Source organism: Kitasatospora sp. NPDC043950 (assembly GCF_056435345.1).
Genome location: NZ_JBWKER010000003.1, coordinates 135,942 through 149,797, shown reverse-complemented (window position 1 = coordinate 149,797; position 13,856 = coordinate 135,942). Strand labels below are relative to the sequence as shown.

Annotated in this window: 12 protein-coding genes; 11 read left to right on the top strand and 1 reads right to left on the bottom strand. The window is 73.6% G+C overall.

Going from position 1 to position 13,856, the window contains the following annotated elements:
* Positions 1–101: 101 nt before the first annotated feature.
* The 10 genes from AC07BF_RS02885 (at position 102) to AC07BF_RS02840 (ending at position 12,439) form a co-directional block, all read left to right on the top strand.
* On the top strand, positions 102–1,001 hold the full coding sequence (locus tag AC07BF_RS02885) for a phytanoyl-CoA dioxygenase family protein (protein ID WP_363586184.1): 900 nt from the start codon (positions 102–104) through the stop codon (positions 999–1,001).
* A 2-nt stretch (positions 1,002–1,003) separates the two neighbouring features.
* Entirely contained in the window at positions 1,004–2,416 is a 1,413-nt protein-coding gene (locus AC07BF_RS02880) for a cytochrome P450 (RefSeq protein ID WP_478332851.1), read from the top strand.
* Positions 2,413–4,305 carry a non-ribosomal peptide synthetase gene (locus AC07BF_RS02875; RefSeq protein ID WP_478332850.1) on the top strand — a complete coding sequence of 631 codons (1,893 nt, stop codon included), beginning with the start codon at positions 2,413–2,415 and terminating at the stop codon, positions 4,303–4,305. The genes AC07BF_RS02880 and AC07BF_RS02875 overlap by 4 nt, the downstream gene beginning before the upstream one ends.
* Entirely contained in the window at positions 4,302–5,036 is a 735-nt protein-coding gene (locus tag AC07BF_RS02870) for a DUF6875 domain-containing protein (RefSeq protein ID WP_363631851.1), read from the top strand. Before AC07BF_RS02875 ends, AC07BF_RS02870 begins: the two co-directional genes overlap by 4 nt.
* Entirely contained in the window at positions 5,033–5,269 is a 237-nt protein-coding gene (locus AC07BF_RS02865) for an MbtH family protein (RefSeq protein ID WP_400808226.1), read from the top strand. Before AC07BF_RS02870 ends, AC07BF_RS02865 begins: the two co-directional genes overlap by 4 nt.
* Positions 5,266–6,543, top strand: coding sequence for an ATP-grasp domain-containing protein (locus tag AC07BF_RS02860; RefSeq protein WP_400987354.1), 1,278 nt, complete (start codon positions 5,266–5,268; stop codon positions 6,541–6,543). Before AC07BF_RS02865 ends, AC07BF_RS02860 begins: the two co-directional genes overlap by 4 nt.
* A 121-nt stretch (positions 6,544–6,664) precedes the next feature.
* The gene (locus tag AC07BF_RS02855; protein WP_478332849.1) at positions 6,665–7,975 is read left to right on the top strand and encodes an MFS transporter; all 1,311 of its coding nucleotides are present in this window, start codon (positions 6,665–6,667) and stop codon (positions 7,973–7,975) included.
* Positions 7,976–8,107: 132 nt separating this feature from the next.
* The gene (locus tag AC07BF_RS02850) at positions 8,108–9,046 is read left to right on the top strand and encodes a LysR family transcriptional regulator (RefSeq protein WP_363631853.1); all 939 of its coding nucleotides are present in this window, start codon (positions 8,108–8,110) and stop codon (positions 9,044–9,046) included.
* 427 nt (positions 9,047–9,473) lie between these two features.
* A complete protein-coding gene (locus AC07BF_RS02845; RefSeq protein ID WP_478332848.1) occupies positions 9,474–9,608 on the top strand; it encodes a hypothetical protein in 135 nt (44 codons plus the stop codon).
* Positions 9,605–12,439 (top strand): hypothetical protein, encoded by a 2,835-nt coding sequence (locus tag AC07BF_RS02840; RefSeq protein WP_478332847.1) that lies wholly within the window; start codon positions 9,605–9,607, stop codon positions 12,437–12,439. The genes AC07BF_RS02845 and AC07BF_RS02840 overlap by 4 nt, the downstream gene beginning before the upstream one ends.
* A gap of 83 nt (positions 12,440–12,522) precedes the next feature.
* Here AC07BF_RS02840 and AC07BF_RS02835 read toward each other — a convergent pair whose 3' ends face one another.
* Complete coding sequence (locus AC07BF_RS02835; protein WP_363586174.1) at positions 12,523–13,062, bottom strand: hypothetical protein; 540 nt, start codon at positions 13,060–13,062, stop codon at positions 12,523–12,525.
* Between the two features lie 364 nt (positions 13,063–13,426).
* Here AC07BF_RS02835 and AC07BF_RS02830 point away from each other — a divergent pair, with 364 nt between their 5' ends.
* On the top strand, positions 13,427–13,849 hold the full coding sequence (locus AC07BF_RS02830; protein WP_478332846.1) for a DUF6325 family protein: 423 nt from the start codon (positions 13,427–13,429) through the stop codon (positions 13,847–13,849).
* Positions 13,850–13,856: the final 7 nt, after the last annotated feature.

Sequence of the window (13,856 nt, the reverse complement as noted above, 5' to 3'; positions counted from 1 at the left end):
CCAGCCCTACCCGCCCCAGCCGTATCCCCCGCGCGGTGCGCCCGTCGCGCCCGCGTCCCAACCGCCCGCTCTCCGACACATCCGACACAAGGGGAAAAGTCATGGACGAAGAGCAGAAGTACCTGTTCGACCTGCGCGGCTACCTGGTCCTGGAGGACATCCTCTCCGCGCAGGAACTCGCCGCCGTCAACGCCGCCCTCGACGGCCACGGCCTGTGGGACGGCGAGAACAAGCTCGACTACCCGCTGCTCAAGCGGTACAACCCGTTCATCGCCAACGCCGGCCCCCTCCACACCACCCCGCGCCCGGTGCGCGACCTGATCAGCCACGAGAAGGTGCTGCCGCACCTGGAGGAGGTGCTCGGCCCCGACCTGCGCTACGACGAGGGGCAGGTGCTCTACGCCCGCAAGGGCGCCGGAGCGCTGATCCTGCACAACGGGAACACCCCGTGGGAGTACCCCCCGCTGACCTACCAGGTCCGCGACGGCCGGATCTACGGCGGACACCTGATCGTCGCGTTCTGCCTCACCGACGCCCTCGCCGACCAGGGCGGCTTCGCGGTGGTCCCCGGCAGCCACAAGTCGGCCTTCGAGATCCCGGAGGACTTCCAGACCTGGCAGAAGGTCGGCGACTGGGTCTCCCGCGTCCCGGTCAGGGCCGGCTCGGTGGTCCTCTTCGCGGACACCGCCACCCACGGCAGCTGGCCCTGGGCCGCCGACTTCGAACGCCGGGTCGTCTTCTGCCGCTACACCGCGGGCATGGTGCAGCACACCGCTCCCGCGCCCGTGCCCGAGGACCTCCCGGGCGAGGAGTGGACCCCGGTCGAACGCCGGCTGCTCCGCCCGCCGTTCGCCTGGCACTTCCACGACCGGGGCAGGGGCTACACGGAGCAGCAGCGCACCTCGGTGCGCACCGCCGAGGGCTGGACGATGAACGACCACTCCCAGCAGATCATCACGCTCGCGGAAGACGCGGAGAAGTCCGCCGAGGGGCGGGGCTAGCCATGGCGAGCATCACCGTGAGTTCGGTCGGCTACGAGGAGTTCGACCAGGAGCTCGGCAGCGACCCCCTGGGGCTGATGACGCGGCTGCGCGACGAGGGGACGGTCAGCGCCGTCCCGCTGGACGACGGCACCCGGCTGATCGTCGCGGCGGAGCCCGCCGTCGCCGCCGCGGCCCTCGCCCACGGCACCCGCAACCACCGCGGGCTGCTGCGCGAACTGGTGGGCAGCGGACTGTTCGTGGTCGCCTCCGGGGAGCAGTGGCGCCATCGCCGCGCCCTGCTGCGCCCGATGTTCTCGGCCCGGGCCGTGGCGGAGTTGCACACCCTGGTGCTGGAGAGCGCGGAGGACTTCGTGCGCCGTCGGCTGCTGCCCGCGGCGGGCCGCGAGTTCGACCTCGGACACACCCTCCAGCAGCTGAGCATCGAGATCATCCTCCGGCTCGTGGACCCGGAGCTGACCGGCGCCGAACTGGCGTCCCTGGCCTCGACGGTGGACACGGCCGTCCACTACCTGGACCGGCGGCTGTTCTCCCCGCAGACCGTCACCGACGCGGACGGCGAGGCGTTCGCGCGGGACAGGGCGGTGCTGGAGGAGTTCATCGCGCACCGGGCGGCCCAGGTACCCGCTGCGGCCACGGCCGACGGGGTCCTGCCGTCGCTCGTCGCCGCCCTGCACCAGCGGGGGGACACGCTCGGCGACCGTCCCGAGGACGTGCTGCGCGAGGAACTGATGTCGATCTTCGTGGCCGGCGTGGAGACCATGGGCACCCTGCTCACCTGGACCTTCCACAACCTGGCCGGCTCGCCCCCGGCCCTGGCCCGCACCCTCGACGAGGTCCGCTCCACCGACCTCGGCGCCCTGCGCGCCGCGCCGTCGATCCCCCAGGGGACCTTGCCGTACACCCTGGCGGTGGTCGAGGAATCCCTGCGGCTGCACCCGCCCGCGTGGGCGCTCTTCCGCCGCATCGACACCCCCGTCGAAGCGGCCGGCGTACGGCTGGAGCCCGGCGACCTCGTCCTGGCCAGCACCTACGCCATCCACCGCGCCCCGGCCCTGTGGGAGGCACCCGAGGAGTTCCGCCCGGATCGCTTCCTGGGCCGGCGCCCGCCCGTCCAGCAGTACTTCCCCTTCGGGGCGGGCCCCCACCAGTGCCTGGGGCGGCAGTTCTCGCTGCTGGAGGCCCAGCTGGCCACGGCGACGATCCTCGCGCACGGCCGGTTCACCCTGCTGGGCGACCGGGCCGCGACCGGGCTCCGACCGGCCATCGCCCTGACGCCGGACCCCAGCCCGCGCGCCGTGTTCACCCCGCACCCCGACACCGCCAACGGCACCACCAACGACACCGGCACCGGCACCGGCACCGCAACCATCGGCCTCAGCAACACCCGCAAGCACCCCTCGGGGGCACGATGACGACCGCGCCGCACGCCCGGATCGAGCAGTGCTTCACCGCCGTCGCCGAGGCGTTCCCCGAGCGCGTGGCGTTGGCCGACCGGTACGGCGAGATCCGCTACGGGGAGCTCCTGACGCGGGCGCGCACCGCGGCGGCGTCGCTGCGGGCGAAGGGCGTCGACTCCGGTACCGCCGTGCTGATCGTCGGGCACGGTGACCGCCGGACCGTCCTCGCCATGCTGGCCGTCCTGATGGCGGGCGGCTGCTACGTGCCGGTGGACCCCCGGTACCCGGCTGACCGCGTCCGGCTCATGGCCGGCACGGCCCGGGCGGCCCTGGCCCTGCACGCCGGCGACGGCGGTGACAGCGCCGACAGCGCCGACAGCGCCGACAGCGCCGACAGCCCGACCGTGGCGGACCTGGGCATCCCCGTGCACGACATCGCCTCCCTCCTCGCGGAGCGGACCACCACGGCGGTGCCGTCCTCACCGGCCGGCCCCGACGACCTGGCCTACGTCATGTTCACCTCCGGCACCACGGGAGCCCCCAAGGCCGTGGGCGTCACCCACCGGGGGGTCACCGGGCTGGCGCTCGGGGCGGAGTCCCTGCGGCTGGGCCCCGGCGACGGTGTGCTCCTGCACTCCACCCTCGCCTTCGACGCGTCGACGTTCGAGATCTGGTCCCCGCTGCTGGCCGGGGCCCGGATCACGGCCGCGGACCGCAACCCCCTCGCACTCCACGAACTGGCCGCCCTGCTGGCCCGGCCGCAGATCACCACGGCCTGGCTGACGGCCCCGCTCTTCCGCCTCATGGCCACCCACCACGGTCTGGCGCTGGGCACCCTGCGCACCCTCGTCACCGGCGGTGACACCGTCCCGGCCGGCACCGCGCGCTCCTTCACCGCCGCCCACCCCGCCACCCGGCTGGTCAACGGCTACGGCCCGACCGAGAACACCACCTTCAGCACCCTGGGGGACGCCTCCGCGTGGGACCGCGAGCACTCCGCCGCGTTCCCGATCGGCACCGCCGTCGCGGGAACGACGTGCCACGTCCTCGACGAACGGCTGCGGCCCGTCGCCCCGGGCGCGGTGGGCGAGCTCTACCTCGGCGGCCCCCGGCTCGCCCGCGGCTACCTGCACGACCCCGCCGCGACCGCCGCGCGGTTCGTGCCCGACCCCTTCTCCGCGCGGCCCGGTGCCCGCATGTACCGCACCGGTGACCGCGTACGGCACCTCCCCGACGGCGCCCTGGACTTCCTCGGGCGCGCCGACGACGAGGTGAAGGTCAGGGGCTTCCGCACCGATCCGGCGGAGGCGGCGGCGGTCCTCGCCGCCGACCCCGCCGTCGACGACGCCGTGGTCATCGCCGGTACCGGTCCCGACGGCGCCGTCCTGACCGCCTTCCTCACGCCGGCGTCCGTCGACACCGACGCGGTGCGCCGGGGCGCGTGGCAGCGGGCGCCGCGCCATCTGGTGGCCGAGCGGATCATCGCGGTCGACGCCCTTCCGCTGGGGCCCACCGGAAAGGTGGACCGCGCCGCCCTCGCCCGTCTCGCGGACGCCCGGACGCACGACGCGCACGACGCGGACGACGCGGACGACGCGAATCCTCGGACGCACGACGCGGACGCCCGGACGCACGACACCGCCGCCCCGGGCCACCCCGCACTCGCCGCGGCCTGGGAGTCCCAGACGGGGCACCACCCGCTGCCCGACTCCGACTTCTTCGCCGACGGCGGCACCTCCCTGGGGCTGATGCGCCTGGTCGAACAGGTGCGCACCCAGCTCGGACCGACCCTCGACTTCGCCCAGCTCTACGCCGCTCCCACGTACGCCGATCTGTGCCGGCTGACCGCCCCGAGCGCCACCCCGGCACCCCCCGGCGACCGAGCCCAGGAGACCGTCGCATGACGCAGGTGATGCAGGATCAGGACAATGATCTGGCCAGAATGGACGGCCTGTGGATCCGGGTGATCGAACCCCAGTCACCCGCCCGGCACGCCCGGGACTTCGCCCAGGTCCACACCTGGCTGCGCCAGTACATCAGCCGGCCCCACGACGAGATCGGCCGCACCGGGCCGGTCTGCCCCTTCATCCCACCCGCCCTCAGCGGCAAGGACGCCCAGTTCAGCTTCCGCTACGACGTCACCGGGAAGGACGAGCAGCAGCTGCGCGAGGCCCTGGAGGCGGAGATGTCCACGTTCGCCCTCGGCACGGAGCGCAGCCGTACGCACACCGGAGCCTCCCTCGACTGCCGCATCGTGGTGCTGCCGGCCACCGGGCCGGAGGGCTGGCGGGTCCTCGACGAGGCGTACGAAGACCTGAAGAACAACGCGGTCGCCCACGGGCTGATGGTCGGCCAGTTCCACCCGCACTGCGACGAACGGGCCGTGCGCAACCCGCTCTTCCCCGTCTCCGTGGCCCCTGTCGGCCTGTTCGCGATCCGCCGGATGGCGCCCCACGATGTGCTCTTCTTGTACAAGCACCGCGCCTGGTTCAGGATTTACGATCAGAACTTCCGCGCCCACTACGAACGGGGCCGCGTACGCGACCCGCTCCTGCGCGAGTTGTACGTGACCGCTGTGGAACGTCACGGCCTGCCCGAGCTCGCCCCGAAGGCAAAGGAGAACGACGCGCCGTGACCGAGGACCAGTACCGCATCGTCGTCAACCACGAGGAGCAGTACTCGATCTGGCCCACCTACCACGACGTCCCCCAGGGGTGGCGGACGGTGGGCGAGCCGGCGTCCCGCGAGGACTGCCTGCGCAGGATCGAGGAGGAGTGGGACGACATGACCCCGAAGTCCGCCCGGCGCGAGGCGGCCCCCGCCGCACCGGCCCCCGCGGGCCCGGCCGGCTCCCCGGGGTCCCCGTGACCGACACGCTTCCCACGGTCGCCGTCGTCTACGGCAGGGGGTCGGCGGGGCCGGCCGAGATCCTCGGCGCCGCCCGCGGCCTGTGCGACGTGGTCTTCGTCTGCGACCCGGCCGTACCGGGCGTGGCGCCGCTGCTCGCGGGGATGCGCCGGCGGGCGCGGGTCTGCGAGATCAGCGGACACGACACCCCCGCCGCCGAACTGCTGCGCGAGCACGGCCCCGCGGGCATCGTCACCTTCAGCGAGTACTGCCTCGCCGGCACCGCGCGGCTGGCCCAGGCCCTCGGCCTGCCCTACCACCGGCCGGACACCGTCCGGCTGCTCACCGACAAGGCCGACCAGCGCGCGGCGTTCGCGGCGGCGGGGGTCGACCACACCCCGAGCGTCGTGGTGCGCTCCGCCGCCGAGGTCGACACCGCCGTGGCCCGCCTGGGCTACCCCGTGGTGCTCAAACCCCGTACCGGGGCGGGCAGTCAGGACACCGTACGGCTGGCAGACCCCGAGCAGCAGCGGCGCGCCCTGGCCGACGTCGGCCTCGCCCCCGGGCCCGGTGACGGGCCGGCGGGCCCGGGCGGCGGCCCGCGCGACTTCGTCGTGGAGAAGTACCTGCCCGGGGACCCCGCGGTGGCCGGACCGGGCTGGGGGGACTACGTCTCCGTCGAGGCCGTCGTGCAGCACGCGGAGGTCACGACCCTCTGCGTCACCGGCAAGTTCGCCCTGGCGGACCCGCTGCGGGAGACCGGACTGTTCCTGCCCGCCACCCTCACGCCCGCCGTGGAGAAGGACGTCGCCGAGCTCGCCGCGGCCGCGGTCCGGGCCCTCGGCGTGACGACCGGGGTGACCCACACGGAGGTGAAGCTCACCCCGGACGGCCCCCGCGTCATCGAGGTCAACGGACGCGTCGGCGGGCGCGCCGTGGGCCTGCTGGACCGGGCGCTGGGCATCGATCTTCTGGCCCTCGCCTTCGAGTTGGCCCTGGAGCGCGGCGTCGAGCCCGTCACGGCCCCCCGGCCGGCGGCGGTGACCTTCGAGTACTTCATCGTGCCACCGCGCACGGTCGGCACCGTCCGGGCGATCGACGGCGCCGACGCCGTACGGGCCCTCCCCGGCGTCGGCGAGGTCGACGTGGCGACGGCCCCTGGGCAGCCCGTCGACTGGCGCCACCCCGCACAGCGCCTGGCGTTCGTCCGGGGCGCCGTCGCCACCCATGACGAACTGCTCCGGCTCATCACGTCCGTCCATGACAGATTCCACCTGGAGTTCGCACCCCAGTGAAGAGAACGTTCCCCACCACAGACCGGCCGCGCACGCCCCGCCGAGAGCGTCGAAGAGCAGGTGCCCCGCAGTGTCCCGCAGTCCTTCATCGTGGAAAAGTGGAACAGCAGAGAGGTAGTCGATGCTCGACAAGGTGCGACAGCCGCTGAAACACCGGCCCTTCCGGCGGGTGTGGCTGGGCGAGACCGTCTCCCTGGTGGGGGACTACAGCTTCGAGGTCGCCTTCATCTGGTTGATCCTGAACGAGACCGGATCGACGACCACGCTGGCCACGATCCTGCTCGTCCAGGCCGTCCCCCGGGGCGTGCTGATGCTGGTGGGCGGCGCGGTGACCGACCGGCTCTCCCCGCGCGCCGTCATGTTCTGCTCCCACACGCTCAGGGGGCTCGCCGTCGCCACGCTGGGGCTGATCGCCCTGACGGACCACGTGAGCACGTGGCACCTCTACGCCCTCGGCGCGCTCACCGGCGTCGCCGAAGCGTTCTTCTGGCCGGCCGCCGGCAGCATCATCCCCTCCCTCCTGCCGCCCGAGCACCTCGCCCGGGGCAACGCGCTCGTCGGCTTCGGGGAGCAGGGGGCCCGGCTGCTGGGGCCGATCCTGGGCGGCGCCCTCGTGGCCGCGGTGGGGACGTCGACCACCATCCTGCTCAATGCCTTCACCTTCTTCTTCGCCGCCCTGACGGTCTTCGGCGCACCCCGCAGACAACCGTCCGACCAGGCGGGCGACCAGGCCTCCGACCAGGCGGGCGAGGCCGACGAGGGCGCCAAGTCGTTCACGGCGATCCGGCGGGAGATCGTCGAGGGTCTCCGCTACGCCGGACGCAGCAGGGAGATCCGCACTGTCCTCCTGCTGATCGGCGCGGCGGCCCTCAGCTACAGCGGCCTCTTCAGCGTGGGGCTTCCCGCGCTGGCCAAGACCTTCCCCCAGGGCTCGCTCGCACTGGGCGTCCTGCTGTCCGCCTGGGGACTGGGGCAGCTGATCGGCACCATCGGCGCGGTCTTCACCGGGCTGCCGCGCCGCTGGGGACTGCTCATCATCGGGATGACGCTCTGCGAGGGGACCGCCTTCGTACTGCTGGGCTTCCTTCCCAGCGTGTGGAGCGCGGCGGTGGTGCTCACCCTGCTGGGGATCGGCGTCGCGTACTCCAGCGACGTCGCGCTGCCGACGTTCATCCAGACCAGGACCCCGACGGACGTGCTGGGCCGGGTCAGCAGCGTGATGGAACTGCCCCGGGCCACGCTGGAACCGCTCTCCATCGCGGCCATGGGCCTGCTGGTCGGCTGGGACATACAGTGGGCGTTCGTGCTCGCCGCGATTCCCATGCTGGCCGTCGGCCTCCACCTGGCCCTCGACCGCGAGGCCCGCGCGCTGAGCACCACGGCCTCGGAGGAGCATCCGGCGGCGAAGGATCCGGATCCCGTCGTCTTATAGGCCCTGTCCGCCGGTGGTGGCCGGCGGCCGGCGTCTCGTCGACCACCTCATAGCCTGGGACCCGTCCACCTGGGACGCGACGAGGCGCCGCCTCGTGCACCCGAGGACGACGTGGGGAGGGGAGGGGAGTCGATGAGTCTTCGTCAGTTCGAGTACGCCCTGGCCGTTGCCGAGGAGGGTTCGGTGACGGCCGCGGCGGAGCTGCTGCACGTCGCCCAGCCGTCGGTGTCCCAGCAGATCCGCGCCCTGGAGCGGGAGCTCGGTGTGGAGCTGTTCGCCCGCACGCCGACCGGGCTGGTGCCCACCGTGGTCGGCCGCGCGTTCCTACGGGAGGCAGAGGCCGCGGTGAGCGCGGCGCGGCGGGCGAGGGCGACGGCGCGGGCCGGCGCCGACGAGCTGGTGGGCGAGCTGACGGTCGCGGTGCAGATGGGCTTCGGCACCCGGCAACTGCCGGGCGCCTTGGGCGCGCTGCGCCGCCGCTTCCCCCGGCTGGAAGTCACCGTCTTCGAGGAGCCGAGCTCCGCCGAGATGGAGCGGCTGGGCCGCCGGGGCACGCTGGACCTCGCCCTGATGGCGGTGTGCGAGCGGAGCCCCGCCGACGCCCACCACCTCGGCGACGAGGAGTTCGTCGTGGTGCTGGGCGCCGGGCACCGGCTGCTCGCCACGGACCGGGTCGAGCTGCGCGACCTGGACGGGGAGCCGTGGGTGCGGTTCGACCGCGACAGCGCGCTCGACGGCGTGCTGCTGGACGTGCTGCTCGAGAACGGGCTGACCCCGACCACGGTCGCCCGGGTGTCCCAGACGGCGACGGCCGTACGCTGGGCCGCCCACGGTCTGGGGGTGACACTCGTCCCGGCCTCCGCGGTGCCCCACGGCCACGAGCACCTCGCGCGCCCGGTGTCCCCGCCCGTCTCCCAGCCCGTCATCGCCGTCGTCCGCCACGCTGCGGGCCCGGCGGAAACGGCCCTGCTCGAACTCCTGCGTCAGGAGACCTGGTCCGAGCCCTTCTTCGCTCCACCGCCTGGGCTCATTCCCGCGATCGGCACACCGGGAATCCGCCCAGGTCGGTGATCTCGAATGGCCGCGCTTTCCGGCCGCATCCCCGGATTCCTCGGACAACGCGACAGAATATCGCTGTCGAACCTCCTCCGGAACGGGTGCGACCACGGCTACCACCGAGCCGATGGTCGCCCGGGCCAACGGATGCGGCGGCTCACGGGTTCACGATCCCGAGCAGAAGATTCGGGAAAGGAATTTCCACCGGTCAAAGGATTGCAGCAATACCAGAATTGTGAAGTGTGCATGGCATTTGCCCTTGCTTACTTGATTCGCCCAAATCCCTTCCGTTCCCGGAGCGAATCTGACAGCATCGTCCGCTATCCGGCGACCGAATGTCGGTGATCACTGCGCCGGTGCGCCCGCGGGTGTCCGTCCACGGCCGATCTGTGCCTGGATCGGACCAATGGGTGGGCCGGGATACGACCGGGGGGAGAACCTGATGCTCGGCTTCGTCGTGCACCGACCGCGCGGGCGACTGCCGCTGGCGGCTGCCGCCCCGCTGCTGTCGGCCTTCCTCATCGGACGCCGCCGTCGGGACGTGGCCACCCGGCTGCGCCACGTGGAGGAGAGGTGACCCCCCGGACCGGCACCACCGTACCCACCACCGCGCCCACCACCGGGACCGCTCCCGGGACCGCCCACCGCCCCGCGCGCTGGGTCCGCACCAGGCTGCGGGCGAACCCGCTGGCCGCGCTGCTCATGGCGGCCCTGGCGTTCGTCGCCGTCTTCCTGGCGGCGGCCTTCCCCCGCATCGCGGACCGGGGCGCGGACACGGCGCTCCAGGACTTCGTCGGTCACAAGGGCCTCAACCAGACCAGCCTGCAGACCACGTCCAAGACGCGGGACGACGACAAGGCCGCCGAACTCGACCGGGTGCAGCGACAGCTCACCGAGATGGTCGGTCGACAGCTGACGCTGACCCAGTCGGGCCAGGCCTACGGCGCCCGCGCCCTGGGCGACCGCGGCATGGGCAATCCGGAGTACGACCGGTTCGCGGAAAGGAGGACCGACCCGGCCCTCGGCCTGCTCTACCTGCACGACCTGGCCGCCCGGGCCACCCTCACCGACGGCACCTGGCCGACCCCCGGCGCCGCCGGCGGTCCGCTGCCGATCGTGATCAGCGAGAAGGCCGCCGAGAGCATCCACATCAAGCTCGGTGACGTCATCGACAACGGCACCGAGGGTTCGGGCGCCAAGCGGACCACCGTGGTGGTCGGCCTCTACCAGGTCAACGACCCCCAGGACCCGTTCTGGGAGGAGCTCGGCTGCCCGGCCCGCGCCTGCCTGAGGGCCGACCCCGAGCACGAGCACTGGATGACCAGCGGATTCGTCGACGGCGACAGCCTGCCCGCGCTGGCCCGCTGGGGTTCGAACGCCGAGAACTTCTGGCGGCTGCCCGTCGACGCCGCCTCGCTGCACGCCGACCAGCTCGACCGCACCCGCGGCATCCTCAGCTCCTTCCTGACCGGGCGCGACGCCACCGCCCTGGCCGACGCGACCCGGCGTCCCGACCTGCACACCTCCTCGGGCCTTCCCGAAATCCTCAACCGGGCGGACGACCGCTACCAGGCCTCGCTGCCGCTCAGCACGATCGGCCCGGCCGCCGTCGCGGGCGCCGCCACCGTGGTGCTGTTCCTGGCCGCCGCCCTCACCACCGACCGGCGCACCGCCGAGATCAGGCTGCTCCAGGCCCGCGGCGGCTCCCGTGCCGGGGTGCTGCGACGGCTGATCGCCGAGGGCGCGGTCACCGTCCTGCCGGCCACCGTGCTCGGAACGGCCCTCGCCCTGGTGCTGCTGCCCACCCCCCGCTGGGACCGCGCGGTGCTGGCGGCCCTGGCCGCGGCCCTGATCGCGCTGCTGGCCTTCCCGGCCCGCGCGGCCCTGCTGTGGGCACGCCGGCGGCCGGCCGGCGGCCGACGCCGACTGGTCGGCGAACTCGCCGTCCTCGCCGTCACCGCCGCGGCCGTGGCAGAGGTCCGGCACCGGGGCGTCGGCACCGGCTCCGGGCCGGATCCACTGCTGGTGGCCGCCCCGCTCCTGCTCGCCGTCACCGGCGGCCTGCTGCTGGCCCGGATCGAGCCGGTGGTGGTCGGCCGGCTGGCCGCCCTCGTCGGCCGGGGCCGCGGCCTGATCGGCTTCCTCGGCCTGGCCCGCGCCGCCCGCGACGACTCGGGCCGCCGCAGGCCCTCCGCGCTGCCGCTGCTCGCCCTGGTCATCGCCGTCACCACGACCGGCTTCGGCGCCACCGTGCTCGACACCGTCGATCACGCCCGGACCCGCGCCGCGCGCATCGCCACGGGCGGGGACATCGGCGTCTCCCTCCCGGGCTACGCCACCCTGTCCGAGTCGTTCACCAAGGCCGCCGACGCCCTGCCGGGCGTGCGGGCCTCGACCGCGGTCTGGGTCGAGCCCAACGCCCGCATCGTCGGCGCCGACCAGCGCTACACCGAGGCCTACCTGATCATGGTGGTCGATCCGGCGGCGTACGCCGAGATCGCCCGGACCCTCGGGGCCGGCGAGTTCGATCCGGCGAAGCTGGCCGGGGCGGCCGGCGGCCGGGACACCCCGGTGCCCGCGCTGGTCAGCCGCGACCTGGCCGAGCGCCTGGCCGCAGGGTCGTCCCAGGTGCGCACGCCCAACGGCAACGACCTGCGCCTCGCCGTCGCCGGGACCATCGGCGCCACCCCCGCCCTGCCGGACCCGGGCAAGCCGTTCGCCGTCGTTCCCGCCGGCCCCGCCTGGGAGCGACTGCCGGACGCCAAGCGGGTGAACCAGTGGTTCGCCGTCGGCGAGATCGACCCCGAAGGGGTCAGGACGGCACTGCGGGACAACGGCGGGGTCCAGCCGACCGGCCTGGCCAAGATGATCGCGGACGACGCCGCGGCCGTCGGCAAGGCCGTCCGCGGTCTGCCCGCGGGATACACGGTGCACAGCAGCCGGGAGACCGTCGCCGAGCTCGGCGACGACCCGCTGCAGCACGCCGCCGGGCGGCTGTTCCGGTACTCGGGTGCCGCCGGCGCCGGGTTCGCCCTGCTCGCGGTGCTGCTGACGCTGTTCCGGGCCGCGCCCGACCGCACGGCCGTGCTCGCCCGGCTGCGCACCATGGGCCTGCGGCCCCGCCAGGGGCTGGCGCTGATCGTCGCCGAGGCGCTGCCGCGGACCCTGGTGGCGGCCGTCGGCGGCGGGCTGGTCGCGGTGGCGGCGGTCGCCCTGCTGGGCGGCGCGTTCGACATCTCGACCCTGGTCGGTGCCAGGGTCGGGGAGGTCGTCACCCCCGCGCTGATGCCGGTGCTGCTGCCCACCGCGGGCCTGGCCCTGCTGGTCGGCCTCGGGGTGGTGCTGGAGACGCTGGTCGCCGGCCGGCGCCAGATCGCCACCGAACTGCGGGCGGGGGAGCAGTCGTGACACCGCGACGGCGGCTCTCCGCGATCACCGGATGACCGGATGACCGGCCCTCGACCCGGTGGTCGAGGGCACGCGGTGGCGCCTCAGTCCTGGTCCAGCTTGGACAGGGCGTCGGTGATCAGGCGGGTGGCGAAGTCGTGGTCGTCGCCGGACACCCGGTTGACGTGCTCCGCGAGCAGGGTGGCCGTGGCTTCCAGGGGGTTCATCTCGGCGTCGGTCCAGGGCCCGTACTGCGCGCGCCACAGGTTGGGGCTCAGGCCGCTGCCCGCGGCGATCACCAGGCCGGCCATGGTGGGGATGACCTCGGGGCGGAAGGTCCTGGGCATCATCCGCATCGTGGCCACGAGGGTGGGCACCACGTGCTCGATGACGTCCTTGTCGTGCTCCTCGCAGGCCGACCGCAGCCAGTTCATGAACAGGTAGATGAGCGTGCACGCGCCGTCCAGCAGCGCGTTGAACTCTTCGGGGCCCACGGATGCGGCGAACTCGTCGACCAGCCGCTGCTGTACGGGGTCCGTCCCGGTCCTACCGTCGTAGACGGCCTTGAGCCGGGAGTCGATCATCATGAGCGCGGTGCTCACATCGCCGACGGCGGCGTATCGGGGGTCACAAGGCGATGACACGGGACTCCTTCTCACACGGCCGCGGCGGGTGCGCGGCAGGTCCGGTCGCAGGGTTCGTCGGCCGGTCGGGTCACCGCCCGACGGTACCGCTCCCCGTTGCGGCCGGGCGCCCGTTTCCGCCCCTCGCCCACGCCCCGGCGGGCCGCCCGCGCTCACCCGTCTGCGGCGGCTTTCCGCAGGTCCCGGTGGTACGGCGGATCGCCGGAGGCGGTGGTGCGGCCCCCGGCGATCCGGTTCCACTCGTCAACAGCGCGCCCTCAGTACGTCATCAGTACGGGTGAGCCGTCCGCGCGGTCGCGGCGGCGCTCGGGGCGGCGGAGGATGAGGGTACGGGCGGGACGCGATGCGGAAGGGGCGTGGCGCCATGGACGTCGGGCCGGTCGAGTACGCCGTCATGGCCTTCCCAGGCAACCGGTTCCGGGGGGCGATCCTGCCGGAGCTCAAGCGCCTGACCTCCGAGGGGATCATCCGCATCCTCGACCTCACCTTCATCAAGAGGGACGAGCGGGGGACGGTCCGCGTCCTCGAACTCGATGCCCTGGACAGCGACGAAGCCGCCGTGTTCGCCGAACTGGACGGCGAGATCATGGGCCTGCTGAGCGACGAGGACCTGGCCAGCGTCTGCGACGAGATCCCGGCGGGGTGCTCGGCGGCGATCATCGTCTGGGAGCACCGCTGGGCCACGCCGCTGCTGCGGGCACTCGACGACGCGGACGGGGTCCTGGTCACGCGCGAGCACGTGCCGCACACCGTGGTGGCGGCCGACCTCGCCGCGATCGGTCTCTGAAAGATCG

Coding starts and splice junctions, on each gene's coding strand:
- AC07BF_RS02885 (WP_363586184.1), top strand. CDS start 102: ATGGACGAAGAGCAGAAGTACCTGTTCGACCTGCGCGGCTACCTGGTC.
- AC07BF_RS02880 (WP_478332851.1), top strand. CDS start 1,004: ATGGCGAGCATCACCGTGAGTTCGGTCGGCTACGAGGAGTTCGACCAG.
- AC07BF_RS02875 (WP_478332850.1), top strand. CDS start 2,413: ATGACGACCGCGCCGCACGCCCGGATCGAGCAGTGCTTCACCGCCGTC.
- AC07BF_RS02870 (WP_363631851.1), top strand. CDS start 4,302: ATGACGCAGGTGATGCAGGATCAGGACAATGATCTGGCCAGAATGGAC.
- AC07BF_RS02855 (WP_478332849.1), top strand. CDS start 6,665: ATGCTCGACAAGGTGCGACAGCCGCTGAAACACCGGCCCTTCCGGCGG.
- AC07BF_RS02850 (WP_363631853.1), top strand. CDS start 8,108: ATGAGTCTTCGTCAGTTCGAGTACGCCCTGGCCGTTGCCGAGGAGGGT.
- AC07BF_RS02845 (WP_478332848.1), top strand. CDS start 9,474: ATGCTCGGCTTCGTCGTGCACCGACCGCGCGGGCGACTGCCGCTGGCG.
- AC07BF_RS02830 (WP_478332846.1), top strand. CDS start 13,427: ATGGACGTCGGGCCGGTCGAGTACGCCGTCATGGCCTTCCCAGGCAAC.